The 7,257-nt window shown below is 58.8% G+C and carries 9 protein-coding genes and 3 pseudogenes; 8 read left to right on the forward strand and 4 right to left on the reverse strand.

The annotated features are described in order from the left end of the window. Positions 1-220: pseudogene (locus J5Y17_RS18840) on the reverse strand (IS6 family transposase); the annotation flags it as partial. 134 nt (positions 221-354) lie between these two features. Between J5Y17_RS18840 and J5Y17_RS18845 the strand changes: the two are divergent. The 7 genes and pseudogenes from J5Y17_RS18845 (at position 355) to gdhA (ending at position 4,325) form a co-directional block, all read left to right on the forward strand. Beyond that, on the forward strand, positions 355-879 hold the full coding sequence (locus J5Y17_RS18845) for a hypothetical protein (protein ID WP_219787405.1): 525 nt from the start codon (positions 355-357) through the stop codon (positions 877-879). Positions 880-950: 71 nt separating this feature from the next. Next, positions 951-1,361: a hypothetical protein gene (locus J5Y17_RS18850; RefSeq protein WP_219787406.1), complete on the forward strand. Its 411-nt coding sequence runs from the start codon at positions 951-953 to the stop codon at positions 1,359-1,361. A gap of 28 nt (positions 1,362-1,389) precedes the next feature. Continuing rightward, a complete protein-coding gene (locus J5Y17_RS18855) occupies positions 1,390-1,593 on the forward strand; it encodes a hypothetical protein (protein WP_219787407.1) in 204 nt (67 codons plus the stop codon). Between the two features lie 194 nt (positions 1,594-1,787). Next, positions 1,788-1,889, forward strand: a pseudogene (locus tag J5Y17_RS18860) (integrase core domain-containing protein); the annotation flags it as partial. A gap of 294 nt (positions 1,890-2,183) precedes the next feature. Continuing rightward, positions 2,184-2,582 (forward strand): annotated as a pseudogene (locus tag J5Y17_RS19255) (5-formyltetrahydrofolate cyclo-ligase); the annotation flags it as partial. Between the two features lie 124 nt (positions 2,583-2,706). Continuing rightward, positions 2,707-2,874, forward strand: a complete 168-nt coding sequence (locus J5Y17_RS19260; protein ID WP_255572228.1) for a 5-formyltetrahydrofolate cyclo-ligase — start codon at positions 2,707-2,709, stop codon at positions 2,872-2,874. Between the two features lie 95 nt (positions 2,875-2,969). Continuing rightward, positions 2,970-4,325, forward strand: a complete 1,356-nt coding sequence (gene gdhA, locus J5Y17_RS18870) for an NADP-specific glutamate dehydrogenase (protein WP_219787408.1) — start codon at positions 2,970-2,972, stop codon at positions 4,323-4,325. A 14-nt stretch (positions 4,326-4,339) separates the two neighbouring features. Here gdhA and J5Y17_RS18875 read toward each other — a convergent pair whose 3' ends face one another. The 3 genes from J5Y17_RS18875 to J5Y17_RS18885 form a co-directional block, all read right to left on the reverse strand. Further along, entirely contained in the window at positions 4,340-5,074 is a 735-nt protein-coding gene (locus tag J5Y17_RS18875; RefSeq protein ID WP_219787409.1) for a 16S rRNA pseudouridine(516) synthase, read from the reverse strand. A gap of 104 nt (positions 5,075-5,178) precedes the next feature. Continuing rightward, complete coding sequence (gene rnk / locus J5Y17_RS18880) at positions 5,179-5,595, reverse strand: nucleoside diphosphate kinase regulator (RefSeq protein WP_107326198.1); 417 nt, start codon at positions 5,593-5,595, stop codon at positions 5,179-5,181. A gap of 83 nt (positions 5,596-5,678) precedes the next feature. Further along, positions 5,679-6,131 carry a hypothetical protein gene (locus J5Y17_RS18885; protein WP_133618488.1) on the reverse strand — a complete coding sequence of 151 codons (453 nt, stop codon included), beginning with the start codon at positions 6,129-6,131 and terminating at the stop codon, positions 5,679-5,681. Positions 6,132-6,481: 350 nt separating this feature from the next. On the opposite strand from J5Y17_RS18885, the gene J5Y17_RS18890 reads away from it, so the two are divergent. Next, positions 6,482-7,168: a uroporphyrinogen-III synthase gene (locus tag J5Y17_RS18890; RefSeq protein ID WP_219787410.1), complete on the forward strand. Its 687-nt coding sequence runs from the start codon at positions 6,482-6,484 to the stop codon at positions 7,166-7,168. The last annotated feature ends 89 nt before the right edge of the window (positions 7,169-7,257 follow it).

Here is a 7,257-nt window from a genome sequence, read left to right on the forward strand (position 1 = left end):
AGCTATTCGATCGAGGGTGCCGCCATTGCCAACGCATGCGCCTTTCGATCTCGGGGGAATAATGTTGAACCCAGCGATAGATCGTAGAGTGGTCAACCCGATGACCCCGTTCGGCCATCATCTCTTCCAGGTCACGATAGCTAACCCCATAGCGGCAGTACCAACGCACAGCCCAAAGCACGATTTCACCCCGGAAATGACGGCCTTTGAAGTCGCTCATGCTACACCCTTTATCTCAGCAAGGACCCACAAAATGCTTGTCGCTGAAAAAGTTTACAACAGAGCCCTCGGACGCGCAATTATCACGATCGTAGAATGACTCATGGCGCCATCAAAACGGAGGATCTATAACCCATGCTTAAATCAACCATCACTGCATTGAGCCTTCTGGCGCTATCCATACCTGTCATGGCGGCAGAGCCGGGGGGAAAGGCATGGGGCTCAATCGGAGGTGAAGAGATAGAGATACCGGTCTGGGTGGAGCAATCCGACTTCGGGACTTCACATCTTTCGATCTTATTTAGAGGGCCAGCACTGAGGGAGCGTGGCTTTGCCAACTTGTCCTTGGGTGCAGAGTGGTCCGGTAATCTTGATGGTGACTTTTTCTCCGCAGAGATCGATATTCCAATTCTCAGTTCAGATCCGCGTAGAAAACCCCAAGCCACTCGGGACGAATACCGTGCCGATCTGGACGATGGGCTTTCCTTGACGATCACAAATTCTGCTTATGAAAATGGTACGCTGGTGATCGCGGGCCGGGTGGAGGCTACTCTGATTCGTCTGGTTCGTATTGGTCTGAGGTCCCCGGACGAAACGGACCCCAGCGATACTCTTGACGTCAACCTGACGTTTGAGGCAATCGTGAGCGAGTTGCAGTGAGGGCCATAACCCTCGCCCTTGCTGCGATCTGCCTTTGCGCGCCTGTCCTGGCTGAGGGATCGGACGGGGGTATGACCGGATTCCTGGGCGGCGCACCCGCGTCCTGGCGGATCGACGCGGAGCGGTCGGAGTATCATTTCGAGACCAACGATGTCGGCTCCCTGCGCATCGTCGCCGATCCGCAGGAGACGCCGCGGGGCATCGGCCGGATCCGCCTGATGGTGATGATGGTCGAGGGAACGGCAAGCCTCGTCGAGCTGAGGATCGAGGACGGAGCCGGAAACCCCGTTCTGGGGCTGGCTGGCGATACCGGGGCGCGCATGGGTCTGGATATCGACCGCGACGGGGATGGCTCGCTGCGTTTCAACGGAGAGATCGGGGCACACCTGGCGGCCCATCCGATGTCAGGCCAGGCACCGGGACCACTCCAGCCCCTCGTTCTCGATGTCGTCGGGGGCCGGATCACGGCCTCCGGGCACTAGCCTGTCGCGGCAAGTAGGAAAGAAGCCAATGAGACGAACCCTCGCGCTGACGGCCGTTCTGGTCTTTGCCGCCGCACCCGGGCTGGCGCAGGATCCGGGCGACGACCCGGTCCTTTGCGGCATGTCCTCACCGGCGGCGTGGCAGGGGGTGCGCGCGCAGTTCGTGGGAGATTGGCGCGTCGCCCACCTGTCCGGCTACGTCCTTGCCGGCAGGATAGTCATCCCCATGTAACCCTCGCCCGACACCGAGATCATGTCGGCCTGGCTGCTGGGCGAGGATTTGCTGCTCGACCATCCAGAGATGACCGAGCCGATGACCATCACCCTTGCGGACGAGGGGGTCTGTTCCGGCTGGGGGCAGAATGACATCCTAAGAATTTTTGCGATGACGTTTCATAACGTCGAGCACAGTGTTTTTGCTGATGCCGAGTTCACTACAACACTGTCAGGCCGCACAGCGCTCTGGGTTACCGCCCACCCGCGCCGAAAAGCGTCGTCCCGATGGACCAGAGACCTACAATGCACTAAAAATCAAACCGGACCACCCGATGGGGGCACGCCAAGGGGAGTATCTGGGCCATGATCCCGACAGCCTGCCGCACGTAACCATCGCCTTCGACGGCGATCAGCTGCGCCTGCGGTTCAGCACCGATTCTCCGCTGCGGACCACAACCGGCGACCTTGAGGCGATGGCGCTCTATGCCGGCCAGGGCCGGGCGCCATCACCGATTTCCCGCCCGCCGCCGCACGGCTGGCCGATATGGTCGCGCAGGCCCGGCGCATCCGGGAAAGCACGGCCCGACGCGATATCGGGGCGCGGTCATGAGCGACGATATCCTGAACGGCCGCGGCGGCTTTGCCTGGCCGCCCTGCTACGCCGCCGAGGTCGCGCCGGAATATGTCGATCCACTGGCGGTCGATCCGCAACAGGCGCGCGATGTCGCCCGCTGGCGCAAGGCCGAACGCAGCCGCCTGCGCGCCGCGCGGCTGGCGCTGTCGGTCGCCGAGCGCAGAGAGATCGGCGAGGCGCTGGCGGGGCATCTGCAACAGGTGCTGAAAGAACGCCTCGGTGGCGCGCGGGGCATGGTCCTTTCCGCCTACTGGCCGATCAAGGGCGAGCCCGACCTGCGGCCTCTGATGGCCGCGCTCCACGAGGCCGGCGTAACCGTCGCGCTGCCGCTGGTCGAAACCAGGGCCGCCCCGCTCACCTTCCGCCGCTGGACACCCGAAACCCGCATGGTACGCGGCGACTGGAACATTCCCGTCCCTCCGCCGGACGCGCCCGTCCTCACCCCCGCCATCGCGCTGCCCCCCCCTCGTCGGCTGGACGGCGGATGGCTATCGCCTGGGTTATGGCGGGGGCTATTTCGACCGGACGCTGGCGGCGCTGACCCCAAAACCCGTTGTCATCGGCGTCGGGATCAAAGCCGCGCAACTCGCAACCATTTATCCGCAACCCCATGACATTCCGCTCGATCTCATCCTGACCGAGAGCGGCTTGTGCAACGGCTGAAAATCAAATATCTGCTTCATTATTGGGCCCGACGTGACATCGCTGCCCACATATTCACCACCCAGCCACCACTTTGCGCGAAATGTGACGAGTGCATGAACAATATCGACGAAAAACTCCAACCGATCCTTGCCGACGTGATGCGGCGCAATGCCGGCGAGCCGGAATTCCATCAGGCCGTGCACGAGGTGATGGAAAGCCTCGGGCGCGTCGTGGCCAAGAACCCCGATTACCTCGAACAGGCTCTGATCGAACGGATCTGCGAACCCGAGCGCCAGATCATCTTTCGCATTCCCTGGGTGGACGATCAGGGCAACGTTCAGATCAATCGCGGCTTTCGCGTCCAGTTCAACTCGGCCCTCGGCCCTTACAAGGGCGGGATGCGCTTCCATCCCTCGGTCAACCTGGGGATCATCAAGTTCCTCGGCTTCGAACAGGTCTTCAAGAATGCCCTGACCGGCCTGCCGATCGGTGGCGGCAAGGGTGGTACGGATTTCGATCCCAAGGGTAAATCCGATGGCGAGATCATGCGTTTCTGCCAATCGCTCATGACCGAACTGCACCGCCATCTGGGCGAGCAGACCGATGTGCCAGCCGGCGATATCGGTGTAGGCGGGCGCGAAATCGGATACATGTTCGGCCAGTACAAGCGCCTGACAAACCGATACGAGTCGGGCGTATTCACCGGCAAAGCCATTGCCCACGGCGGATCCCGCGCTCGGACCGAGGCAACGGGTTTCGGCAATACCTATTTCACCAAGGCCATGCTTGAAACCCGCCAGACCGATTTCGACGGCAAGCGCGTGGTTGTATCAGGTGCGGGCAATGTGGCCATCCACACCATCGAGAAAGTGAAGTCATTTGGCGGCACGGTCATCGCCTGTTCGGATTCCAGCGGTTATGTCGTAGACGAAGCCGGGATTGACCTTTCTTTGCTTCAGGAAGTCAAGTCCGTGCGCCGCAAGCGCATTTCGGAATATGCCCGGCTTCGCGGGGATAGCGCGCATTTTGTGTCGACCGACAAAGGATCAATTTGGGATTTGCCCTGTGATGTGGCGATGCCCTCGGCCACCCAGAACGAATTGACGGGCAAGGATGCAAAGTCACTGGTTAAGAACGGTGTGCTGGCTGTCGGCGAAGGCGCGAACATGCCCTGCACACCTGAGGCAATCCGCATCCTGCGCGAGGCCGGCATCCTGTTCGGACCGGGAAAGGCCGCGAATGCGGGGGGCGTTGCGACCTCGGCATTGGAAATGCAGCAGAACGCCAGCCGGGACCGCTGGAGTTTTGAGCAGACGGAACAGCGGTTGGCGCAGATCATGAAGAGCATCCATGATCGTTGTGCTGAAACCGCCGATGAGTATGGCGCCCCCGGCGACTATGTCCTGGGCGCCAACATCGCCGGTTTCGTGCGGGTTGCCGAGGCGATGCGTATGCTTGGGGTGATCTGAGCCAATCCGGCAAACTAATGAAAGACCGGGGCGATCTCTTCTTTGCTTAACAGCTTCCATTGACCGGGGTCGAGGCCGTCAGGCAGGCAAAGATTGCCCAGACGTTCACGTCGAAGGGTCTCGACGAAATTGCCCGCAGCGGCGAACATACGGCGAACCTGATGGTATCGGCCTTCGGTCACCGTAATCAGGGCTTCGGTTTCCGAGATGATCTCCAGCACCGCCGGCGCCAGCGGTTTGTCTTCGCCCTTGAGCGTGAGTGTACCCGACGCAAACAGAGCGATTTCTGTACCGTCGAGTGGACGTGCCAGTATGGCGCGATAGGTCTTGCTGATCTGACTTCGGGGGCTGCTGATCCGGTGCTGAAGGTTGCCATCATCGGTCAGCAGCAAGAGCCCTGATGTTTGTTTGTCCAAGCGGCCAATGGTTGAAATCGCGGGATCGCGGCGCCGCCAACGTGCGGGCAAGATGTCATAGACAAGTGCGCCCGCCTCCTTGTGCGAACAGGTCACCCCCACAGGTTTGTTCATCAACACGACCATACCTGTGAGCGGATCAAGCGCCTTTCCCGCAACTGTCATACGGCTTGGCAGATCCGCACTGATAGGGATGCGAACGGCGGCGTCCAAGATCTCTTTCTGATCGAAGACAATACCACCATAGCGTGCCAACTGCGCGATGTCCTTGCGTGTGCCATAGCCCATCGAAGACAAGAGCTTGTCGACACGTGTAGTTGAAACCTTTGACATATCCGGTTTCCTTGTGGATCATATTCAGTGCAGAGGGAAACACATGCTCTCTCTCACTGCGGTAGACGACAGAGCGACAGGCAGGATTCGTTACTTCCGAGAGGTTACGAAACTGATATCACGGTCAACGTTCTGCGCTGTTCCGCACGGGTGTCCCAATGAAACGATGTGCCTTCGGGCAATCCAAGAAGCGCTACCCCGATCGGCGTCATGACGGAAATCTTGCCTTGCGCGATATCGGCATCCTCGGGATAGACAAGCATCACTGTTCTTTCCTGCCCAGAGAATTCATCGCGATACGTGACCCTGTTTCCGATCGCGACCACATTCGCCGGCAACTTTGCCGCAGGCAGGATTTTTGCGCGGCCAAGCTCTTCCAGCAAACGCTCGGCCAGATCGGAATTGCGGGCTATCGCGCCTTCTGCCAGCGCTTCCAGATGGTCTAGATCATCGGCATTGATGATGATCTTCGGATTTCGTGTCCGACGACTACGCGACTTAGTAAGTTCTTGCGGTGCCATGGTGGCCGCTCCTTATGTGAAGAAATGCAGGTGTGCGGGAAGCAGACGGCCCCTTTGGTCTGGGTCAGGTCTGTCAGGAGATTTCAGATTGCCTGGATCACGCGCGAAACCGTGACGGATCGAATGGATCCATTTTCGCACAGCAAGGGCGCACGTTGACCGACCAACATCCCGATGAGGGTTACGCCCAGGATCGAATATGCAGGGATGACCCCCGTGCCCTGCCCCCATCGAGCCCGATGGACGAGCAGGCCATCCTGAACGGGACCTTGGTCAATAACGTATTGGAATTGACGACCGCTCGTTACGATATGCGCTGCGTAAAGGTTTTTGACTGGTTTCAGTGTCATCAACTTGTGCCGAATAATATATGATAGCATAATCTCAGCACGGTCTTGCGACTCATCGCATTGCTCCTGATACGCTTTCAGCCTGTGATAGTCAGCTTCCGGAACTGGCGAACACTCGCGCGGCCCGTTTTGACCGTTAAGCCGTTTCTCAAAAGTAGAAAACCGATGTTCGTGGATGTTGGACATGACTTCCCCCATGGCCACCGTGGCCGCGTGCTCATCATTGAAACTTGAGGAGACCCCGGGGGTGCAGCAGGCGTAAACGCGCCTAGACCGCCCGGGGAAGCGGGCGGTTCAGCAGAAGAAAACGATAATGATCTGCATGTTCCAACATACCTCTAGAGTTAGGCAGTCAAATTGGTTGTGTCAATCAGATCGATTTCGACGTCGCACTATCGGCGGGCCTGTGACACCTCGTTCATTGGCGTTCTTCGCGATTGCTGGCATGATCAGAACACAGGAGCACCGGGCACCAGAGGGCTGGTGCTACCAAGTGCCCGTGGAGCGAAAATATCCGAAAGAAAGGCGCACTCTGCATGCATGTTCTGCTCACGCGACCATCCTTCCAAGCCGAACTCATGCGGCCTTGTCTGGAACAAAGAGGATGCAAGGTTTCAGTTGAACCGATCTTGAACGTGTCTTCGGCAGGCCCGAACACAGACGCGTTCCGCGGAGCCGACATTTTCGTTGTTACGTCCACCTTTGCATCTTTGTATATCGTCAACGCTGGCTTTCTGAAGACGACCACACCGATCTATGCCGTTGGGGCGGGAACGGCGGCGCCGCTACGCCAGGCGGGATTCTCGCGGATCTTTCAAGCGGACGGTGACGCAAAAAGCCTTCTCGATCTCATCCTGAAAGAAGTCAGGCCAACGGATGGGACGATCACCTACCTGAGTGGACAGAACATTACCGCAGACATCGCACAAGATCTGGTCTGTCGGGGCTACAAGGCTCGACGTGTCGTCGTCTACAAAGCCGAGCCCGCGCAGACCCTGTCTGAGGCAACTCGGGACTTGATAAGCAGGCGGAGTATCAATTGCGTTATTTTCATGTCCTACCGGACCGCAGATTTCTTCACGGAACTATGCCATTCGTCCGGGCTTTCAGATTGCTTGGGTTCCGCGACCGCGGCAGTGCTTTCCGACAAGGTGGCAAGCGGCCTGAAATGGAACCAGTGGAAAGGGCATTGTCAGGTTGTTGCCATCGACTTGTCGTTGTAGCGCGATGCCATGTTGAATCTGTCTGATCTTTCGCGCCTTAAAGGTTTCCGTTTCCCACGCTCGGTCATTGGCTACGCGGTTTGGGCGTA

Source organism: Celeribacter sp. PS-C1, assembly GCF_019429625.1.
GTDB lineage: Bacteria > Pseudomonadota > Alphaproteobacteria > Rhodobacterales > Rhodobacteraceae > Celeribacter.